The sequence below is a fragment of the Aliivibrio sp. S4MY1 genome (genome assembly GCF_028765545.1).
GTDB lineage: Bacteria > Pseudomonadota > Gammaproteobacteria > Enterobacterales > Vibrionaceae > Aliivibrio.
Genome location: NZ_JARACP010000009.1, coordinates 1 through 19837 on the forward strand (window position 1 = coordinate 1; position 19837 = coordinate 19837).

A 19837-nucleotide genomic window follows, 5' to 3' on the forward strand; every position below is an offset into this window, starting at 1 on the left:
ACTCCAAAGCAACGATAGAAACAAAAAAGCCCACATCTGGTGGGCTCTTTCGTATGATCTATTGTACTAAACTATAAAATCTATCAAACTGATTAATAAGTAAATTATAAAATAGATTTTTAAAACGCTACATCTGGTGTTACTTAGATAAGGCCGTAGATAATATTAAAAACACTAGTAAAAGTGCGCTGTAACTAATTACAAGCTTGTAGCAAATATTGATTTCAAGCTTTTATGTTAATTAACTTTCAGAGACCACTTTTTCAATTAACTTTGAAATCCCTTTCTGTACTTCAAGCATATTTTTTGCTGTCATATAAGCTGGTGTTGTTGCAACTTTATTTATGTCATCCCAAACAATATCTTGAGCTATACAATTTACATGCTTACCTCCTTGTGATTCTATAAAATTAGCGACTTTAATATCATTACCAATTGTACATTTAATCCCTTTTCCATAAATTGCAGGTAACATTACAGGAGAGATACACATGAATCCCGTTGGTTTTTCAGCCTTCTTAAATGATTTACAAGCTTTTAATACATGAGGGTTAATTTCAAACATTGCTGAGTCTAATGCAAAATTGGACAAATTTTTGGCTACCCCAAAACCACCAGGGACAATAAGTGCATCGAAGTCATTCGCATCAAGTGTAGCAACATCTGAGATTTCACCTCGAGATAAACGTGAAGATTCTTCCATAACATGTCGAGAGTCGATATGTTCACTTCCCGTAGAATGATCCAATGCATGATGCTGATAAACATTCGGAGCAAAACAAACCCACTCAGCGTCATTTTGCTCTATAGCTAACAGAGACAGTACCGCCTCATGGATCTCCGACCCATCAAACACTCCACAACCAGATAAAATTACCGCAATTTTTTTCATTATCATTTCCAATCAAGTAAAAACATAGCAATTATTTTAACTATACCCCAACCTAATAATGAACATTAAGTATCAAATAATAAGCTAAAGCTTAAATTTTGATACTTAGTGATAGAAAATATCGATAGAAGGTTTTCTAGAATCTCGATGCTCTTTTCATTTGGAGCAAGACCATTGTAAGTGATATTTCTTCTCTTTTGGTTTTACTTGCACATCAGAGGTGATGTTTGGATTTGTTTTCTTGCAGGCATTGAAAAAACTAAATTATTGATAAAACAAAGAATTACAGGCACAAAAAAGCCCACACTAGGTGGGCTTTTTTGCTTGTTCATAAAGAACGAATTTGGTGCCCGCTACTGGACTCGAACCAGTGACACCTTGCATGTCATGCAAGTACTCTAACCAACTGAGCTAAGCGGGCAAATTGTTAACCGGGAAGTAACTTACTTCTCCTTGAGAACGAGATGAATAATATCGAGTTCTTTTTTACTCTGCAAGCCTTTTTTTATTATTATCAATCATTTGACCATTTTTCGATCAAAGCGTGCAAAAACAGAGCAACTTGATACTTGGCGTCTTTTAAAATAGAATCAGCATACTGTTAATAGGACTTATTTCATGCCTCAATCTCGTTTTCATCATTTACTCTTTTTACAACCTATTTTAATTCTACTATTAATTGGTATTGCTGCAATTTCTTTAACGTTTAGCATTCAAAGCTTTCAAACGGTTGAAAAAACAATTCGCACCTCTTCATTTAAAGCGTTTAATAACTCTATTGAAGCCAGTTATGATATTGTTGATACCGCACTTAATGAGTCAATTAAACGTTATTTAAGAGGTATTGTAACTACCTCTGCTAAGTTTATTACTCAAATTCAGACCTCGTCTTTTTTAACGCAAAAACAAAAGAACACGTTAATTCAAAATTACATTAACTCTAATAAAATTGGTGATACTGGCTACCCTTATATCTTAAACTCTAAAGGTCAATTGGTGTATCATCCTATTTTTCAGGGTCGTAACGTCAGTGAGTATCGTCACATTCAAGAGCAAATAGATAATGATGATCATTTTGTTGAGTACTTATGGATAAATCCAGGTGAAGAGAAACCACGCAGAAAGCTGGCTTATTCTATTTATGTAGAAGAATTAGACTTTGTTATCTCTGCTAGCGCTTATAAAGATGAGCTTTTACACTTCATTGATAAAACTATCCTAAAAGATAAATTAAATAAGTATCAATATGGTAAAACTGGTTACGTTTATGTCATTGACTTAGTTGGTGAACTTATCCTCCACCCTAGCTATGAAGGAGAAAACATTCGTAGTTTGATTGGTGAAAATGCTGATGGTTTACTTAAAAAGATCCAACAATCAGCACACAGTTACAGTTTACAAATGAATCTAGTTAATGGTTCACCAGAGACGGTTTTTCATAGTGCAAATGTTGAAGATTATTCATATCAAATTACTATCGATAATAATACCTATCAAAAAGATGTTCTTTATATTTATTACCCTTATCTTGACTGGGCTATTGTCTCGGGAATTTCTCGCGATGAACTCCATCGCCCCACCAATACGCTTCTCTATAGCTTGTTAACCTTGGTTTTAAGTCTAACTGCGATAATCGTTATTTTATTATTATTGCTTAACCATCGCCATAAAAAGCTTGTTAACGTTCTTAATCGTGACTATTTGACTGGTTTATTTAACCGCCGTGCTTTTCACTATATGGCATCAAAGCTCACTAAGGACACGCAGCACCCGACAGGCTTTAAACCTTACTCTATCATTTTGTTAGATATTGATTTCTTTAAAAGAATCAATGATACCTATGGCCATACTGTCGGTGATAAAATCATTGCGATAGTAGGTAAAGCTATCTCCCAATACCCAAATATTTTAGCGGCACGCTATGGCGGTGAAGAGTTTGTGTTATTTACGAAAGAAAGCGATCCAAAGCAAGCGGTTCGATTTACAGAGCAAGTCCGAAAGAAAATCGATCAGTACAATACACTGCATGAGAAAGTAACATTAAGTGCAGGGATAACCACAATCAATAAACCAAATGTACTATTAGACGATGTAATTGAGCAGGCAGATAAAGCGTTATACCACTCAAAAAATACGGGAAGAAATAAGATTACTCATTATCGAGAGCTGTAAGGTGAATAGTAAGATAAATAAAAAGGGAATAAATAATAGACAAGCTAAGAAGCTGTACTACGCTAAATAAAGTAAGTTCTCCATTTTATTAGCGCAAGGCTCAGTGATTTGAGCCATTTCCCTAAGCCCGTAACCAGGAATCGTTACGGGCTATTTTTTAGGGCAATATTAGTTTAACTCTCGGTTATTTAACGAGGCTGATGCCTTCTTTTGTAATGGTGATTTTGCCTGCTTTATATAGGCCACCGATGGTCTTTTTGAACGTCCCTTTACTGGTTCTAAACTCAGAAAAAATCGCTTCTGGGGATGATTTATCACTTAATGGTAAGAAGCCGTCTTTTTTCTCTAATGTCGCCAATACTTTTTCGCTTAAATCATCCATACGTGCAACACCTGGACGTTGTAATGACAATGAGATTTTACCATCTTCACGCATATCATTAATAAACGCCTTTAACTGCTTACCAATAAATAGCTTACCAAATACATCTGAATGAAAGATTAGACCCCAATGCTCGCTATTTACTACGGCTTTATAGCCAAGGTCGGTACACTCAGCGATAATGATATCGACTTGTTGACCTTTCTCATAATTTGCTGGTGTTTTATCTAACCATTTATTAAAACGAGTTGTACCTACAATACGGCTAGACGCTTTATCGATATACACATAAACAAGAATAGATTGGCCTTCGTTTAAGCGACCACGTTGTTCACTAAACGGAACTAATAAATCTTTCTTCGCAATACCCCAATCAACAAATGCACCGATACTGTTAGTACCAATGACATTCATTAAACCAAATTGGCCAACTTGAGCTTTTGGTGTTTCAGTTGAGGCTACCACTTCATTTTCTGAATCAAGATAAATAAACACATCAAGCGCTTCGCCAACTTCTGTGCCTTCTGGAACAAAACGACTTGGAAGAAGAATTGAACCATAATCATCACCATCTAAAAAGACGCCAAAGTCTACGATTTTTGTTACTTCTAATTTGTTGATTTGACCAATTTTAATCATTACTTCAATTCCTAAATAAAATACTCGGCGATTATACCTTAACTCTGATATGCTTGCTGTATGAATTAGCATTTTTATAGGAATTTCCTGTGATTACAGTTGGTAAGAAGGATGGCTTATCACTTAAAATTTCTCATATTGTTGAAGAGTCAAAACAACATGAATTAGAAATGTTTCTTTTTGTGCCTGGAGAACTCGGGCTTAACAAAGATATGGTTTCTGAATCTGAGTTTTATTACAACTCCATTCAGAGCCAACGCACATATTTCAGTGATAAAAACCATCTCCCTCTTGTACACTCTCGTCTTGCACAACGCGGACGCTTGTCTACTGAACAATACCGTTTAAGTTTGAGTCTGTATGCTTATCAATATGCTTTGGCATTAGAGAAAGCCATGCAGCAACTGAGCGATACAACTCGTGACGACATTACACATGATGAAGTGGAAGATGCGATTGAATTGGCGATTGATATCCTTAGAAAGTTACGACGTAACGTGCCTTATGACGATGCATTAAAGCGTTACTATGCCAATATTGATAATTACCTTTCTTGGTATACCGAGCAAAAATTTCTTTCTCTGATTGCACATATGCCACGCAATGAAGAATATAAAGAAATAAAAGAGAAGCTTATCGATTTTTGTGAAAAAGAAGATCTCCATCGTTTAGATAAGAGTTATAACTCTCGTAAAGCGCGTGAGGATATGACTCGTATGTCGAATAAAATGCGCTTACTTCGTCGTTTAATTGAGTTCCCTATCGTATTAAAAGAGAAAAATCTGGCTCTTGGTAAACACATTAAACGTATGGTTAAAGGTGGCGCAACGGCTGTTGTGATGATCTTCGTTTCATTAATGGTGATCCAAGCACGCGGCTTCTTAGGTGAAATTACCGCCTCTTTTATCTTTGCGGTATCATTTATTTATGCCATGCGTGAAGTCTTTAAAGATGATTTACGTGATGTTATGTGGCGTTGGATACGTAAAGGCCAACCAAAATGGCGTAAGCGCTATCTTGACCCTACCACCAACACTTATGTTGGCCGTAAGCTAGAGTGGCTTGATTATATGACGTTCTCTGAATTGGACTCTGACATTCAAAAATTACGTAAACACCGTGTAGTACAGCGTGAAGAAGTGGTTCTGTCATACAAAAGCCAGACCAAAATGGCGATCACTAAGTTTATGAGTGGTTATGAACAGACACGAGAAACCATGTTGGTGGATCTTCGCCCTATCGCTCGTTTAATGGAAAAAGGCTCTCAAAAGATTTATCAATTGAATGAAGGACAAGTAAGTAAAGAGTCGGTTGAAAAACGCCACTTAATTAATTTAATCGTGCGGGAAACCATGGATGATTACAGCACCAAACTACATCGCTGGAAGATCATTGTAAACCGCTCAAAAATTATCGATATTGAAAAAATTGCTATCGATAAGTAATACTAATTAAATCCAAACAATAAAAACACTTTTAGGTTTAATCACCTAAAAGCGTTTTTTATCTTAACGGTAGCCAATTATCGTCACGCCGTAACTACAACCTCTGTCGCTGTCAGTTGCTCTAACAACTCTTGAATACGCGGATTTTGAGCCAATTCATCAATGGTTGTTAATACTGGCTTGTTCGCTTTATTTGCTGCTTGGATTGCGTTACCCACAAGATGTAGGACGGCTTCGTTTTGTGGATCAAAGTGGTGTTCTAGCGCTTCATTTTGTTTGTCTACGCCTAACGTAAATTGCGTCAATGTATCCACATTAATAATTAAACCATCAAAGTACTGGAGTAATTTATCTGCCATTAAAGCAGCGGCAGGCACATCACACACAAAGTGAACTTGTAAACCATTTAAACCACGTGGCAAACCTTGAATCGCTAAACGATCAATGATGGTTGCTGCATCACTTAAATTACGCACAAATGGCACCACAATTTGCACACTTGCTGTTGTCGCTGCGATGACTTTCTTTATCACTTCACACTCTAAAGCAAATTGCTCTGTACTCGCATCAGAGGCAAAGCGAGTAACACCACGAACGCCCATTTTTGGGTTTTCTTCATGTGCTTCTAGTTGGCCTCCCAGTAACCCTGAAAATGCAGCACTGTCAGCGTCTGAGAACGCAATTTTCACTTCTTTTGTTGATGCTTTGATATTCGCTAGGATCTCATTAGCTAAAGTATCTACAAAATGTGTTTTACCATCTGCCGCCCCTTCAATAATAATGGCTAAACTTTGCGCATCAATATCGCTCATTTTTGGTGCTTTAATAACGGCTTTTGGGTGATAAAACAAATGCTCTTGGATTAACCCTGCAATAGAAACATACAAAGTAGCTTCTGAATCGGTTTGAGACTGATATGAAGGTAAACTTGCCACACGAGTTAGCGTTGGTAAAATTGTATCTGTCATGCTTGCTCCAATGAACTCAATAAGTCGGTTTCATTATTTAATGTTATTTATGTTGAACATACCGATACATGAGCAACAACTCAAGTCTAAAAGATACAATACGTTAACTTTTCTTTACTCTATCTTTCGTTATACAAAAATTTTGGGTTTCATCCCCTTTGATTTTCCGTTATCTTATCCTTGTGTATTAAAGAATTAACGGGCGAAACTATGCCATTTCAAACAGATGAACTTCGTACTCAGCCATTAGGCCCTATGCCAACTCCTGCTGAGCTTACGACTGCTCACCCTATTACAGATGAGGTTGCTGAACATATTGAGCACTCTCGCGCACAGGTTGAAGCAATTTTAACTGGCAAAGATAAACGTCTTTTAGTCGTTGTGGGTCCATGCTCTGTTCATGATACAGATGCAGCTTTAGATTACGCACAACGCTTAGCCAATATACAAGATCAGTATAAAGATGAGCTTTTCATCGTTATGCGCACTTATTTTGAAAAACCACGTACCATTGTGGGTTGGAAAGGCTTAATTACCGATCCTAACTTAGATGGCAGTTATGCACTTGAAGCTGGTCTTCATAAAGCGCGTAAGCTCCTGCTTGATATCAACAAACTGGGTTTAGCTACGGCGACTGAGTTTTTAGATATGATCACGGGTCAATATATTGCTGACTTAATCACTTGGGGTGCTGTTGGCGCTCGTACGACTGAGTCTCAAATTCACCGTGAAATGGCTTCTGCCCTATCTTGCCCTGTTGGCTTTAAAAACGGCACAAATGGCAATGTACAAATAGCAATGGATGCGATTCGTGCAGCGAAAGCTTCTCACTTTTTCTACTCTCCAGACAAGCAAGGTCGTATGACGGTTTACCGTACTGCTGGTAACCCTTTTGGTCACGTTATCTTACGTGGTGGTAACGATAAGCCTAACTTTGATATTGATTCGGTAACGGATGCGTGTCAACGCTTAGCGGACGTAGATTTACCGCCTCATCTGATTGTAGACTTCAGCCACGCAAACTGTGAGAAGAAACACCGTCGCCAACTTGATGTAGCCAAAGATATTTGCGCTCAAATAGAGTCTGGTAGCAATAAAGTGGTTGGTATTATGGCCGAAAGCTTCATTATTGAAGGCAACCAACCAATGACTGATTTAAATAACCTGACTTATGGCCAATCAATTACTGACCCATGCCTAAGCTGGGAAGATACCGTGACTATGTTAGACATGTTATCAAACACAATTAAAACATCTCGTTAATTTAAGGATTAAAACTATGCCTGCTTTTGATATCGTTTCTGAAGTTGATAATGTTGAACTAAAAAATGCAGTAGACAATGCTACTCGTGAATTAGCTACTCGTTTCGATTTTCGTGGCGTTGATGCTAGCTTTGAATTAAAAGGCGAAAACATCAAGATTAAAGCGGAAGATGACTTCCAGCTGTCTCAATTAGTAGATATTTTACGTGGTAACCTTGCAAAACGTGGTGTTGATGCTCGTGCTATGGAGATCAAAGACGCCGTTCACTCTGGTAAAAACTTTTATCAAGATATCGACTTTAAGCAAGGTGTTGATACGCTTATCGCTAAGAAATTAGTAAAAGAAATCAAAGCATCAAAAATTAAAGTACAAGCTGCAATTCAAGGCGAGCAACTGCGTATTACTGGTAAAAATCGTGACGATCTACAAGCTGCAATGGCACTTGTACGTGAAGGTGACTTTGGTCAGCCTTTCCAGTTCACAAACTTCCGTGACTAATCCAATTTTCACATAGTGTTGTTCTAAAAAACATTGCTGTTTGATAGATATAGAAAAAGCGTCTCTACTGTTTATCAGTGAGACGCTTTTTATTATTTTCGGTTATATTTTTCGTTAGTCTCTAGTTTAAAATTAGCTGACTAATCGCTCAAATTCATCAATTTGTTGACTTACTCTGTCTAAACTCTGTTGCCAAAAATCCTCTTTGGTTAAATCCATCTGTAAATGCTTTTTAACTACCTCTTCTGCTCGCATAGAGCCTGTATCACGCAGTAAACTTACATAATCACTGTAGAAGCGTTCTCCTTTTGCTTCCCTCTGAGCGTATACACCAATACTAAATAAGTAACCAAACAAATATGGATAATTATAAAAGCTAACCTCTGGAATACTAAAATGCAGCTTACTTGCCCAGAACATGGGATCGGGCTCAGACATTGCTTCACCATACCATTCAGACCATGTTTGGCTCATTAAATCAGAGAGCTGGGTTGGCCCAAGCTCTTTCGTTGCACGTTGCTCATAAAATGCTTTTTCAAACTCATAGCGAACAGGAATATTAATGGTTAATGCGAGTGCCGAAGATAACTCTTCCCATAGCATTTCGATTTTATCTTCTTTGGTTTTTGCTTTAGCCAATAATGCATCACGAACAACGTTTTCTGCAAAGATTGACGCAGTCTCCGCTAACGTCATTGGATACTTGGTTTTACATAATGGCATGTCTCGCATTACCCAGTTATGGAAGGCGTGACCTAACTCATGTGCAAGCGTTAATACATCAGACATGCTATTACCCCAAGTCATAAAGACTAGAGGAGTACGTGTATCTGCAAATTTTGTACAATAAGCGCCAAGACGTTTAGTTTCTTGTGGTGCGGCATCAATCCTGCCATTTTTAACCATCAAATCAACAAAATCTGCCATCTCTTGAGACACACCAGAAAAAGCGTCTTTTATGATTTCAATGGCTTCATCAAAGCTGTAATTAGAGGCCTCTCCTACTAATGGTGGCATTGACGCTTGTTGATCCCATGGCGTTAACTGCTCAGTTCCAAACATTTTTGCCATTAAGCGTCCTGCTTTTTGTCCTACTGCGCGGTTCTTTTTTGCTACCGAGATCATGCTATCCAGCGTTTGTTGCTCAATACGGCTACCATGTAGACTTGGTTCAAGAAAGTGCAACTTATTCGCAGCGCTACGCTTTTGGTATTCTGTTAAACGCCAACCTGCCAGTGCATTTAAGATGGCAGAAAAGCTTTCTTGGTGTTGTTTCATTGCCAATTGTATTGCGTGCCATGCAGGCTCTCTACGTAGTGTATCGCTGCCATAGAGAATACTTGCCGCTTGAGACAAGCCAATGGTTTCCTCTGTTCCATTTGGAAGTTGCAGTGTCACTTTCATAGAGCCTGTAATATTGTCATACAAACGACCCCAGGCATTTTTACCATCAACACTCATGGCTGATAATAACTGCTCTTCTTTCACGCTTAGTCTGGTTGCAACCAGTTTTCTTTCTTCTTCGAGCAGGAAACGTTGTGCTTCTAATTCATCGTTTAGTGACAATACTTGCTCAAAGCATTCCGTTGGCGCATTTACAATCGCATCTAGATACGGGCTAAAAGCTTGAGACAGATCAGACGCAAGCTTTGTTACTTGATTAACCAATGCTTTAGCTTGAGAATTTGATCCATCCACAGAAGCGATGCAGTTACCATAGCTCCCCACCGTGGCCAGTTGCACAGAAATGGATTCTTTCTCAATAATCGCCTGCTGCAATCCATCAACGTTGACATTAATATCATCAGCAGCGAAATGAAGAATACGCTCTTCAATTGAAGTAATGGTATTTACTAGCTTTGGATCATCAAGCGATTGAAATGCAATAGAGAGATCCCAACTTGGTGCTGTCATTATCATGTCCTTTTATTTTGTTTTTTACATCATAACAATTGAATTCATTGGATAAAGGATTTATTGATAGAGACGCATTTTTTAAGTTAATTCGTCTTAATTTTCTATTTTTTGAACCAATAAACACGCCCTGTGTCCGTTTTCTACTTTCGCATTTGGAAACACAACACTTTCGCCACCACGTTGAGCCCGGTATTTAACCCCTTCATCTTCGGCAAGTAATTCATTCTCGTTAAATTGAGTAAAGTTCGCTAAGTCAGATGGAAAGTGAAATTCAAACTGCTCACTGTGTTTCATAATGCTTCGGGTTACTTGGTATTCAATGACACTCGATATAACCTTCTCATTATCTGTATGGCTATCATGGCTAATAAAATGTCGGAGTTCTTTTTCAAAATCAGCCAGTAAGGTTAAGTCATTTTCGCCCATTTTTGCCACTTTACCTAGCTCAACAGTCGCAGCATGAGCACCATGATGCTCTGCACTGTACCAACTAAAGGTTGATGCTGGCGCTTCTGAAAATAAGCAGGCTTCGATTTTACTTTGTGATAAAAAGCGAAGTAATGGATCTGATCTTTTGTAATGCCTGTTATATGGATGAATTGCAAAAGTGTAATGCTGCGATGAACGAATTGCACAATGGAGATCTAAATGCCATTTTTCTTGTGCGTCATGTTTGGTAAAAAAGCGGTCCACACTTTCCATCAGTCTATTCGCTAAGGCTACTTCTACAACGCTATCGTCAGGAGTTTGATACCCGCTAAATAAACGATTCAAATTTGTATCAATAAATCGAGTATGTTGGTGTGTTGCTGCAGGATGTCCATAAATAAATAAACAAGGTTGAGTCAATGAGAGCTTACCGCTTTGAATATCTTCAATGATAGTATCAAGCAGTTCTATTGGAGATGTTTCATTACCGTGAACCCCCGATGACAATACAACAGCACGGTTAGAGGTAAAATCTAAACTTGGGACAAACTCTACGACACCTCGACTATGATAAATAACCTGAGTGCCATCCGTAAGTAACCAACTTTTTTCTTTTACAGAGACAGATAAATCTAAGGTATTTTGAATAAATGAAATATGATCCATTGGTACTTCTCTTCCTTGGTAAAATATTCAACCAAAAAACTGTACCATTTACGTCAATGTTATTTAACAAAATACAAACAATTGTGTGAATTCAAACACAATGGAACTCTAAGTTAGAAAAATGAAGGCAATAAAAAAGCTGCATAACAAATAATTGTCATACAGCTTTCATTTTCTTCAGCCAAAGATGGCAAGATTATTTTTCTACTGGTAGATTCTCAACGCGAGCTTTCAGTTTCTGGCCCGGTTTAAATGTTACTACGCGGCGTGCAGAAATTGGAATATCTTCCCCAGTTTTTGGGTTACGTCCAGGTCGCTCACTCTTTTCGCGTAAGTCAAAATTACCAAATCCAGATAATTTAACTTGCTCACCACTCTCTAGAGCTTGCTTAATCTCTTCGAAAAATACTTCTACCGTTTCCTTGGCGTCGCGTTTACTTAATCCAACTTTTTCAAATAAGGTCTCAGCCAAATCAGCTTTAGTGAGTGCCATAAAAACTACCCTCAAGTTACGTTAGACAGAGCTACAGTATTTACTGTAACTGGAAACTGAACAGTTAGAACAACAACTTAACATTCGTTCAACTCTTGACAGTGTATGCCAACTGACTGATTTTCGCCAACTTTTTTCTCAAAAATCATGATGCATTTATGAGATGGCGATCAAATTTATAAGCTTAATCTACTTAGATATCTTATATCAGCCTAACCTAAGTCATTGATTTAGTATATACCACTAATAATACGTGGTTATTTAGAATATTCGTTCGTATGTAAAATTGTGATGCTACCCAAATAATTATTAACAAATTTGAAAGTAAGCCATCTGTTTGATTGTGAACAAGTAAGCTTTAGACCTCTATTACTATTTTCTAATCTATAGATACTAATCGAGTTTTTCTTCAGCATTATATACTGATACTGGATTGCAGCTTTCTCTCTTGCTTGATATAAAGCGAAGCCTAAAACGTAAATCTTTACCTTCGCGTTATTTTATAATAAAAAAAATCCAGCACCAACAAACGTCAGCACTGGATTTTATAGTCTTTCGTTAAAAAAGATGTGTATTAGTTAGTCACGCAGTGTTGCTGAGAACTTCTCACCAATTGCAGCAACAATAGCATCAACAGCTGAAGTGATATCAGCCTCTTCTAGCGTACGCTCAATAGATTGAAGTGTCAGTGCGATAGCAAGACTCTTCTTACCTTCTTCAACACCTTGGCCACGGTACACATCGAACAGTTTCGCGCTAGTTAATAGCTCGCCACCTGATGCTAGACATTCAGCAACGATGTCACCAGAAGCAATTGCTTCGTCTGCAACGATCGCGATATCACGACGGTTTGCAGGGAACTTAGATACTGATGCAGCTTCTGGGATAACGCGAGTATTGATTGCGTCCCACTCGATTTCAAACATAATTGTACGACCGTTTAAGCCAAACTTACGCTCTAACTCTGGGTGTACTGTACCAATGAAACCAACTTCTTTACCATCAACAACGATAGCTGCTGTTTGGCCTGGGTGAAGTGCTGGGTGCTTAGCTGCTTTAAACTCATACGCTAATTCGTTAGCAGTTAGTTCAAGAACTGCTTCTAAATCGCCTTTAAGATCAAAGAAATCAACAGTGTTTGTTGCGATATCCCAGTGTTCTTCACCACGAGTACCAGCGATGATACCAGCAAGCATCATTTCTTGACGCATGCCGTTTTCTGCTGATTCTTCAGGAATAAAACGTAGACCAGATTCGAATAAACGAACACGTGGTTGTTGACGTTTTTGGTTATGAACAACAGTGTTGATCAAACCAGTCCATAGGCTTAGGCGCATTGCTGACATGTCAGCTGAAATTGGGAATGGCAGAATTAACGGCTCAATCTCAGGCACGATCAGTTTTTGTTGCTCAGGCTCTACGAAGCTATAAGTAATTGCTTCGTGGTAACCACGGTCAACAAGAAGATCACGAACACGCTTAAGCGGTTGGTTTGCTTCTTTGTGATCGTTCATGTTTAGTGCAGCAACAGGTGCTTGGTTTGGAATGTTATTGTAACCGTAGATACGACCTACTTCTTCAATTAGGTCTTGCTCGATTGCAATATCAAAACGCCATGATGGAGATGTTGCAGTCCAGCCAGTATCCGTCGTTTCAACAGAACAACCTAGACGCGTTAAGATCTCAACCACATCTGTTGATGGGATGTGATGACCTAATAGACCATCTAACTTGCTGCGACGTAATTCAACTGTGTTTGCTGTTGGAAGATCAGCGTCAGATTCTGCTGCAGAGATAGGAGCTACTTCGCCACCACAAAGTTCAACAAGAAGCTGTGTTGCACGCTCCATCGCTGTTGCTTGTAATGTAGAGTCAACCCCACGCTCAAAACGTAGAGAAGAATCAGTGTGTAGACCGTATGCACGCGCACGACCACGAATGTGATCAGGTGCGAAGAATGCACACTCAAGCATGATGTCAGTTGTTTCAGTCGTTACACCAGACTCTTTACCACCAAAGATACCAGCGATTGCTAATGCTTTGTTTTGGTCTGCAATAACTAATGTATTGTTGTTTAGCTTCGCTTCGTTGCCATCAAGAAGAGTTAGTTTCTCATCTTGTTCAGCCATACGAACCACAATGCCGCCGTCGATCTTAGCAAGATCAAACGCGTGCATTGGTTGGCCTTGCTCAAGCATTACGTAGTTTGTGATATCAACAATCGCATCGATTGAACGGATACCACAACGACGCAGTTTCTCTTGCATCCAGATTGGTGTTTCAGCTTTTGTATTTACGTTCTTGATTACACGACCAAGGTAACGTGGACACGCTTCAGTTGCTTTAACTTCAATAGAAACCGTATCTTCAATACTTGTTGCTACTGCTTCAATAGTTGGTTCAACTACGTCTGCACGGTTAAGTACACCCACTTCACGGGCTAAACCACGAATGCTGAAACAGTCAGCACGGTTTGCTGTTAAGTCAACATCGATAGCAACGTCATTAAGCTCAAGAAGCTCACGAACGTCCATTCCTAATGTAGAGCCTTCAGGTAATTCTAAAATACCTTCAGATTCAACATCAATACCTAGCTCAGAGAAAGAACAAAGCATACCGTGTGATGGAACGCCACGTAGTTTTGCTTTCTTAATTTTGAAGTCACCAGGAAGTACAGCACCAACCGTCGCAACAGCAACCGTTAGGCCAAGACGACAGTTAGATGCACCACAAACGATGTCTAAAAGCTGTTTATTTCCATCAAGATCGACTTCACCGATATCAATTTTAGTTACACGAAGTTTGTCTGCGTCTGGGTGTTGTCCACACTCAACCACTTTACCTACTTTAACGCCGGTGAACTCACCAGCAACAGGTGCAACTTCATCAACTTCCAAACCTGCCATTGTGATTTGGTGAGCTAGCTCTTCGCTGTTAATAGCAGGTTTAACCCACTCGCGTAGCCAAGATTCACTGAATTTCATAAATTTCTAGCCCCGAATTACTTGAATTGTTTAAGGAAACGAAGGTCGTTCTCGAAGAACGCACGAAGGTCATTTACGCCATAACGAAGCATAGTTAGACGCTCAACACCCATACCAAACGCAAAGCCTGAGTATTTTTCAGGGTCGATGCCAACAGAGCGAAGTACGTTAGGGTGAACCATGCCACAACCTAATACTTCTAGCCATTTGCCATCTTTACGCTTCACATCAACTTCAGCAGAAGGTTCTGTGAATGGGAAAAATGAAGGGCGGAAACGCACTTCAACTTCTTCTTCAAAGAAATTACAAAGGAAATCGTGAAGAATACCTTTAAGTTGTGCAAAGTTTACGTTCTCATCAACTAACATACCTTCCACTTGGTGGAACATTGGTGTGTGAGTTTGATCGTAATCGTTACGGTAAACACGGCCCGGAGCGATGAAACGGAATGGTGGTTTGCCATTTTCCATTGTACGGATCTGAACACCTGATGTATGCGTACGTAGCATTAGATCAGGATTAAAGAAGAACGTATCGTGGTCAGTACGCGCTGGGTGATCGTCTGCAATGTTTAGTGCATCGAAGTTATGGAATGCATCTTCGATTTCAGGGCCAGATTCTGTGCTGAAACCTAATTCACCAAAGAATTGCTCAATACGCTCAACGGTACGAGTTACTGGGTGTAAACCACCGTTCTCAATACGACGGCCTGGAAGGCTTACATCGATAGTTTCAGCAGCAAGTTTCGCTTCAAGCTCTGCAGTTTGAAGAGAGTCTTTACGTTCAACTAATAACGTTTGAACCGCTTGCTTTGCTTTATTGATCAGTTGACCTGCTTCACGACGCTCTGAAGGATCTAGTTTACCTAGTCCTTGAAGCTGAAGTGTCAAATGCCCTTTTTTACCTAAGTATTGAACACGGACTTCGTCCAGAGCGACTAAAGAGCCTGCTTGTTCAATTTCTGCCGTTGCATTGGCAATGATCTCGTCTAGATGTTGCATCGTTTCCTCATCCACTTATAGGTGGTATCCGTTGCGAGTAAAATACATATCAGCACATAGTAATAAATCACAGCGCTAAATCCAAACTGAATTGGATAAAATAGCTGATCTAATAGAAAAAAGTACTTTTCTTAGCCAAATGCCTATAGAACGCCTATCAATTCCCCTCTTTTTATATGGCTATCATTTTTATTTTATTCAATTTTTCACGCCATAGAACAAAAAAACAAAAGATCAAATGAAAATGATAGTAATTATCATTCGCAGTATGTATTATCTTTCCCGAATTATGAGACCAGACACTTTCAAGGAATTAACATGTCTAATAAAAAAACACTTTTAGCTGCGTCTATTTTAGTTGCTATCTCTCCCACTCTTCACGCTGAAAGCTCTTCTGATGGGAATTCAACAATGTTTGATGAGGTTGTGGTATCGGCAACTCGAACAGAACAAAGCATCAAAGATGTATCAAGCTCTATATCAAAAGTAACTGCTGAAGACATTGATAAGACAATGGCAACCAGTGTTCAAGATGCTTTAAAATATACACCAGGGGTAACTGCAAATGGTGGCGGTCGTTTTGGTTTATCAGGGTTCACTATTCGTGGTATGAGTGACAGCCGTATTAAAATGTTAGTTGATGGAGTTCAACAACCTACCCCATACAATCCAGGCTCCAATGAACAACGTAAATACCCAAGTGCTATTGAAATTGACACCTTAAAAGCAATTGAAGTAAATAAAGGCCCATCTTCTACTCTATATGGTTCAGATTCTCTTGGCGGTACCGTTCTAATGGAGACTAAAAATCCTGAAGATATTTTAAGAACCGAGGGAGACGAAAACGCTTTTGAAGTCAAAACAGGCTATAACAGCGTAGATTCAAGCACGAAAACTACGGGGACATGGGCAATGCGTGCTGCTGAGCTAGAAACTCTAGTCATGCTGACGTATAAAAAAGGCAGTGAATCACAAACCCATTCTAACGGTGCAGATATTGAAGGCCCAGATCGTGGTGCAGCAAACCCAGCAGATGCACAAATTGGCAACTTATTAGCAAAAGCCTTTTACCAATTAAATGATTCACACCGCATCGGTACGACTGTGGAATATTACACATCACAATATGATGAAGATGAACTTTCCCAAAATGGTTATTCTATGATGAGTAGAGGGGTGCCTATCATTACTTATTACGATAACTACAATAAGGACACAACAACTCGATTACGCGTTGGTTTAGAGCATGAATGGACAGCTAATAATGCGCTATTCGATACGCTAGAATCAAAATTAAATGTACAACAAACTGAATCATTATCTGAAAACTACGATACTTCAACTGGGCCTTACGGCAGTGGTCGCCGTATGCGTGAACGTATTGCTAACGATGATTCTATCCAGTTTGACGCACAGTTTGATAAAATCGCCGAGTTTGGAGAAGGATTCCATCAAATCACTTATGGCCTGAGCTTTAGACAAAACAAGTTCGCAACTGAAAATACCGATTATAAATACGACCAAGGCACATCTGGCCCCGGCCATACCGATATGCCTGATGCAACCATGACGCAATATGGTATTTTTGCGCAGGACCAAGCTTTCTTACTTGATGAACAATTGGTGCTAACTGCTGGTTTACGTTATGACTCATTTGAAGCAAAACCAGAAACCAATGACGGTTTTAAAACAGAATATCCTGACAGCAAAAATGACGCTTTTACGGCGAAATTAGGATCGGTTTATCATATAAATAATAACGTTAGCGTACTTGCTCAGGTGAGCCAAGGCTTTAAAGCCCCTACTCTACAAGACATGTATTACTTCTATGACAGTGGCGCCGTCATTGATGCAAACCCAGATCTTAAAGCAGAAAGCAGTGTCTCTTATGAGGCCGGGATTCGAGCACAATCGAATGCCGCACAAGTTGAATTAATCGCTTTCTACAATGATTATTCTGATTTCATCAATCAACAATACTTAGGTAAAGTCGTTGGTGGCCCGAACGATGGAAAAGAACATTACACAAAAGAGAATATCGATTCTGTAGAAATTTATGGGGTTGAATTTAGTTCTACTTACTTATTGGATGAAGCGTTTAATGCACCTCAAGGAACCTACTCGAAGCTAAGTATTGCTTATGCTGAAGGCCGAGATAAAAAAACTGGCGCATCAATAGACAGTGTTGCCCCGCTAACTTCAAACCTAGGCTTAGGTTATGACTCCATTGGTTATACTTACGGTGCTTTATTAAACATCAATATGGTGGCAGCAAAAGACAAATGGTCAAATATTGGTCATGAAAACATCAATGTTGCTGGTTACACCTTGGTTGATTTAACGGCTTACTATAAACCAATGAAGGATTTAACCCTTCGTGGTGGTTTATTTAATGCGTTTGATAAACAGTACTGGCTATACAACGACATGATTGGTACTGAAGCCGGTGAAGATGGGATTGACCGTCAAGCTCAAGCAGGTCGTAATTGGGGCATTGAGTTAGATTACAAATTCTAAAAATGAATAAAATTCAACGTTAATTGGCTAGTTCAAAGCGGCGTCATCGCCGCTTTTTTTATGTTTGTTGTATTATGATTTTACTATTTCAGAGGGTTCAAATGGGCCGTAGTTATCTATTTCTTTCAAACGTTCCACTTCAATAAAATAACTTTTCTTAAATACATTCAATAAATTATCTCTAATTTCATTTTTATCTTTTAATTGATAATACAGCCCATCAAACGAGTTAAATAACCTATCAGGGTGGCTTCTTATCGAAAATGCACTCTCTTTCTGAATATCAAATAGTGTGTATTCATCCAAGAACAAAACATATGAGTCTCTAACTTGAGATTGAAAGCCTGTCACCTTAAATGAAAGTAACGCACATGCACCAGCTCCAACAAAGGCCATAGGTCCAATAATAGCCACAGAAACAATGCAAACTGCAACGCCAAACCATGCAAATCCTCGTACAACTTTATAAGCTGAATCAGGAATGATTTGTTCATAGGTATAATAGAGTCCTATTTGAGTTAGATAAAATTTATAATAGCAATCTGAAAACCATAAATAACGAACAACAAACATCATTATGGATGCAATAAAAAGAAATGGTACCACCGCATTGATATCGTTGATTAATAACAATAATATACTTATTGGAAAGAACGGAATAAATATACCTAATAACCATTGAGTTAATGATGTTTTATTTCCATGAAATCCACTATATTCCCACTCGTAAAGTACTGGAGAATTATAAAGTTCTTTCTCTAGCTTTAATTCATTGTCTTTATCATGCACCATTTAAAGCATCCCTTATAATTTCACATCAATCTTGACCTGCTGGATGTAAGAATTCATTAAACTTTTCATGTTCACAAATATCTTCGACACTCATCACTTCAAAAAAATATCCATTTGGATAAAATATTTTTATTGTATTAAAAATTTCTTCTACGTTATCTTTATTACAAAAAAATCCCATCGAAGAGCAGGTATCATTAGTATTTGCTGTAATATCTATATAATTTTCTTTGCTTGTTTTAAATATTACTGACTCATCAAAATACAACGTTTCAAACATCATAGGTTTTAATCTAAAGTTAACCAGTTTGAATGAGAGTAACGCACTGGCCCCTGCTCCAATGAACGCCATAGGACCAACAAAAACAACTGCAATCAAACATACAACGACACCCACTCGGCCTATCATTCGTATGCATTGATAAGCGTACTCTGGTACCACATCTGCTTGCTCGGTTACTATTCCGTTTTTAGTGAACTTGTAAATCCGCTTTATGTCTGCTGATGCAAAAAAAATAAAAACCAAATTGAGTAAAAGCCCACCTCCTGCGTAAATAATAATCTCCCCGATGTCAAGCCCATCATAACTAGAATCATACGACATCCAAACAATAAATAATGAACATAACAATGCCACAAAATATCCCAAATATTGATGCTCTATGGTTTCATACTCATAAAGCACTTCTTCGTTGTATAAATCCATTCTCATGGTTTCTATTTTGTCGTTATTGTCTATATCTTTATGAGTTAGCATTATTTAACGCATCCTTACAAT

15 protein-coding genes and 1 tRNA gene are annotated in these 19837 nt (G+C 38.5%); 5 read left to right on the plus strand and 11 right to left on the minus strand.

Going from position 1 to position 19837, the window contains the following annotated elements; all coding sequences use genetic code 11:
• Nucleotides 1-241: 241 nt before the first annotated feature.
• Nucleotides 242-892, minus strand: a complete 651-nt coding sequence (gene elbB / locus PVK71_RS11275) for an isoprenoid biosynthesis glyoxalase ElbB (protein ID WP_274418951.1) — start codon at nt 890-892, stop codon at nt 242-244.
• Nucleotides 893-1236: 344 nt separating this feature from the next.
• Nucleotides 1237-1313, minus strand: a tRNA-Val gene (locus PVK71_RS11280).
• A 197-nt stretch (nt 1314-1510) separates the two neighbouring features.
• Here PVK71_RS11280 and PVK71_RS11285 point away from each other — a divergent pair.
• Entirely contained in the window at nt 1511-3064 is a 1554-nt protein-coding gene (locus PVK71_RS11285; protein ID WP_274418950.1) for a diguanylate cyclase, read from the plus strand.
• Between the two features lie 184 nt (nt 3065-3248).
• Here PVK71_RS11285 and PVK71_RS11290 read toward each other — a convergent pair whose 3' ends face one another.
• Nucleotides 3249-4085, minus strand: coding sequence for a CvfB family protein (locus tag PVK71_RS11290; protein ID WP_274418949.1), 837 nt, complete (start codon nt 4083-4085; stop codon nt 3249-3251).
• Nucleotides 4086-4174: 89 nt separating this feature from the next.
• Between PVK71_RS11290 and PVK71_RS11295 the strand changes: the two genes are divergently transcribed.
• Nucleotides 4175-5530, plus strand: coding sequence for a hypothetical protein (locus tag PVK71_RS11295; RefSeq protein WP_274418948.1), 1356 nt, complete (start codon nt 4175-4177; stop codon nt 5528-5530).
• 83 nt (nt 5531-5613) lie between these two features.
• Here the strand turns inward: PVK71_RS11295 and PVK71_RS11300 are convergent, their stop codons facing one another.
• A complete protein-coding gene (locus tag PVK71_RS11300; protein WP_274418947.1) occupies nt 5614-6498 on the minus strand; it encodes a putative PEP-binding protein in 885 nt (294 codons plus the stop codon).
• Nucleotides 6499-6708: 210 nt separating this feature from the next.
• Between PVK71_RS11300 and PVK71_RS11305 the strand changes: the two genes are divergently transcribed.
• A complete protein-coding gene (locus tag PVK71_RS11305) occupies nt 6709-7761 on the plus strand; it encodes a 3-deoxy-7-phosphoheptulonate synthase (RefSeq protein ID WP_130046275.1) in 1053 nt (350 codons plus the stop codon).
• A gap of 16 nt (nt 7762-7777) precedes the next feature.
• Nucleotides 7778-8260, plus strand: a complete 483-nt coding sequence (locus PVK71_RS11310; RefSeq protein ID WP_130046274.1) for a YajQ family cyclic di-GMP-binding protein — start codon at nt 7778-7780, stop codon at nt 8258-8260.
• Nucleotides 8261-8392: 132 nt separating this feature from the next.
• Here PVK71_RS11310 and PVK71_RS11315 read toward each other — a convergent pair whose 3' ends face one another.
• From PVK71_RS11315 to pheS, 5 genes are all read right to left on the minus strand, one after another.
• A complete protein-coding gene (locus tag PVK71_RS11315) occupies nt 8393-10174 on the minus strand; it encodes a M3 family oligoendopeptidase (protein ID WP_274418946.1) in 1782 nt (593 codons plus the stop codon).
• Between the two features lie 96 nt (nt 10175-10270).
• The gene (locus PVK71_RS11320) at nt 10271-11272 is read right to left on the minus strand and encodes a succinylglutamate desuccinylase (protein ID WP_274418945.1); all 1002 of its coding nucleotides are present in this window, start codon (nt 11270-11272) and stop codon (nt 10271-10273) included.
• A 196-nt stretch (nt 11273-11468) separates the two neighbouring features.
• Nucleotides 11469-11765, minus strand: a complete 297-nt coding sequence (ihfA, locus tag PVK71_RS11325; protein ID WP_005419121.1) for an integration host factor subunit alpha — start codon at nt 11763-11765, stop codon at nt 11469-11471.
• Between the two features lie 578 nt (nt 11766-12343).
• Nucleotides 12344-14749 (minus strand): phenylalanine--tRNA ligase subunit beta, encoded by a 2406-nt coding sequence (gene pheT / locus PVK71_RS11330; protein ID WP_274421810.1) that lies wholly within the window; start codon nt 14747-14749, stop codon nt 12344-12346.
• Nucleotides 14750-14766: 17 nt separating this feature from the next.
• Nucleotides 14767-15750 (minus strand): phenylalanine--tRNA ligase subunit alpha, encoded by a 984-nt coding sequence (gene pheS / locus PVK71_RS11335; protein WP_045102137.1) that lies wholly within the window; start codon nt 15748-15750, stop codon nt 14767-14769.
• Nucleotides 15751-16068: 318 nt separating this feature from the next.
• Here pheS and PVK71_RS11340 point away from each other — a divergent pair, with 318 nt between their 5' ends.
• Nucleotides 16069-18267, plus strand: a complete 2199-nt coding sequence (locus tag PVK71_RS11340) for a TonB-dependent hemoglobin/transferrin/lactoferrin family receptor (protein WP_274418941.1) — start codon at nt 16069-16071, stop codon at nt 18265-18267.
• 72 nt (nt 18268-18339) lie between these two features.
• Here the strand turns inward: PVK71_RS11340 and PVK71_RS11345 are convergent, their stop codons facing one another.
• The gene (locus PVK71_RS11345; RefSeq protein WP_338000080.1) at nt 18340-19059 is read right to left on the minus strand and encodes a hypothetical protein; all 720 of its coding nucleotides are present in this window, start codon (nt 19057-19059) and stop codon (nt 18340-18342) included.
• A gap of 25 nt (nt 19060-19084) precedes the next feature.
• The gene (locus tag PVK71_RS11350; RefSeq protein WP_274418940.1) at nt 19085-19816 is read right to left on the minus strand and encodes a hypothetical protein; all 732 of its coding nucleotides are present in this window, start codon (nt 19814-19816) and stop codon (nt 19085-19087) included.
• Nucleotides 19817-19837 lie beyond the last annotated feature (21 nt).

Excerpts from the sequence above, each read along its gene's own strand:
- ihfA (WP_005419121.1), bottom strand. The coding sequence starts at position 11,765 with ATGGCACTCACTAAAGCTGATTTGGCTGAGACCTTATTTGAAAAAGTT.
- pheT (WP_274421810.1), bottom strand. The coding sequence starts at position 14,749 with ATGAAATTCAGTGAATCTTGGCTACGCGAGTGGGTTAAACCTGCTATT.
- PVK71_RS11340 (WP_274418941.1), top strand. The coding sequence starts at position 16,069 with ATGTCTAATAAAAAAACACTTTTAGCTGCGTCTATTTTAGTTGCTATC.
- PVK71_RS11285 (WP_274418950.1), top strand. The coding sequence starts at position 1,511 with ATGCCTCAATCTCGTTTTCATCATTTACTCTTTTTACAACCTATTTTA.
- PVK71_RS11290 (WP_274418949.1), bottom strand. The coding sequence starts at position 4,085 with ATGATTAAAATTGGTCAAATCAACAAATTAGAAGTAACAAAAATCGTA.
- PVK71_RS11350 (WP_274418940.1), bottom strand. The coding sequence starts at position 19,816 with ATGCTAACTCATAAAGATATAGACAATAACGACAAAATAGAAACCATG.
- PVK71_RS11310 (WP_130046274.1), top strand. The coding sequence starts at position 7,778 with ATGCCTGCTTTTGATATCGTTTCTGAAGTTGATAATGTTGAACTAAAA.
- PVK71_RS11315 (WP_274418946.1), bottom strand. The coding sequence starts at position 10,174 with ATGACAGCACCAAGTTGGGATCTCTCTATTGCATTTCAATCGCTTGAT.
- PVK71_RS11320 (WP_274418945.1), bottom strand. The coding sequence starts at position 11,272 with ATGGATCATATTTCATTTATTCAAAATACCTTAGATTTATCTGTCTCT.
- elbB (WP_274418951.1), bottom strand. The coding sequence starts at position 892 with ATGAAAAAAATTGCGGTAATTTTATCTGGTTGTGGAGTGTTTGATGGG.
- PVK71_RS11345 (WP_338000080.1), bottom strand. The coding sequence starts at position 19,059 with ATGGTGCATGATAAAGACAATGAATTAAAGCTAGAGAAAGAACTTTAT.
- PVK71_RS11305 (WP_130046275.1), top strand. The coding sequence starts at position 6,709 with ATGCCATTTCAAACAGATGAACTTCGTACTCAGCCATTAGGCCCTATG.
- pheS (WP_045102137.1), bottom strand. The coding sequence starts at position 15,750 with ATGCAACATCTAGACGAGATCATTGCCAATGCAACGGCAGAAATTGAA.
- PVK71_RS11300 (WP_274418947.1), bottom strand. The coding sequence starts at position 6,498 with ATGACAGATACAATTTTACCAACGCTAACTCGTGTGGCAAGTTTACCT.